Source organism: Pseudomonas sp. GM102 (genome assembly GCF_000282555.1).
GTDB lineage: Bacteria > Pseudomonadota > Gammaproteobacteria > Pseudomonadales > Pseudomonadaceae > Aquipseudomonas.
Genome location: NZ_AKJB01000038.1, coordinates 1 through 927, shown reverse-complemented (window position 1 = coordinate 927; position 927 = coordinate 1). Strand labels below are relative to the sequence as shown.

Here is a 927-nt window from a genome sequence, read left to right as displayed (position 1 = left end):
CGCACAAGTGAATTATTTGGCTGTCGGCATGCTGAATTCAGGGCCCTTGGCAATACTGTCGGGCCAGCGCTGCATCACGCTTTTGTAACGGCTGTAGAAGCGGATGCCTTCTTCGCCGTAGGCGTGGTGATCACCGAACAGCGAGCGCTTCCAGCCGCCAAACGAGTGCCAGGCCATGGGCACCGGAATCGGTACGTTGATGCCGACCATGCCCACCTTGATGTTGCGGGCGAACGAGCGAGCAATGCCGCCATCGCTGGTGAAGCAGGACACTCCGTTACCGAATTCATGGGCGTTGATCAGCGCCACGGCGCTGGCGAAATCCGGCACGCGCACGATGCCCAGCACCGGGCCGAAGATCTCTTGCTGGTAGATGCTCATCTCGGTCGTGACGTTGTCGAACAGCGTCGCGCCGACGAAGAAACCATTCTCGGCCCCCGGCACCTTGAAGTTGCGCCCGTCGACAATCAGCTGCGCGCCCTGGGCCACGCCTTCGCCGATAAAGCCTTCGACCTTGGCCTTGTGCTCGGCAGTCACCAGCGGCCCCATGTCGCTGTCGCCCTGCATGCCGTTGCCGACCTTCAGTTGATCGATGCGCGGCAGCAGTTTGGCAATCAACTGGTCACCGACATCGCCGACGGCCACGGCAATCGAAATCGCCATGCAGCGCTCACCGGCCGAGCCGTAAGCGGCGCCGATCAATGCATCTGCCGCTTGGTCCAGATCGGCGTCGGGCATGACGATCATGTGGTTCTTCGCCCCGCCCAACGCCTGTACGCGTTTGCCGCGCGAGGTCGCTTGCTGGTGGATGTACTCGGCAATCGGTGTCGAACCGACAAAGGAAATTGCCTCGATGTCCGGGTGTTGCAGCAAGGCGTCGACCGCTGCCTTGTCGCCCTGAACCACGTTGAACACACCGTCCGGCAA

Annotated in this window: 1 protein-coding gene; it reads right to left on the bottom strand. The window is 61.7% G+C overall.

Features of this window, described 5'->3' with window-relative positions:
* Window positions 1-12: 12 nt before the first annotated feature.
* A partial coding sequence (locus PMI18_RS22525) for an aldehyde dehydrogenase family protein (RefSeq protein ID WP_033036035.1) occupies window positions 13-927 on the bottom strand: 915 nt, incomplete at its 5' end.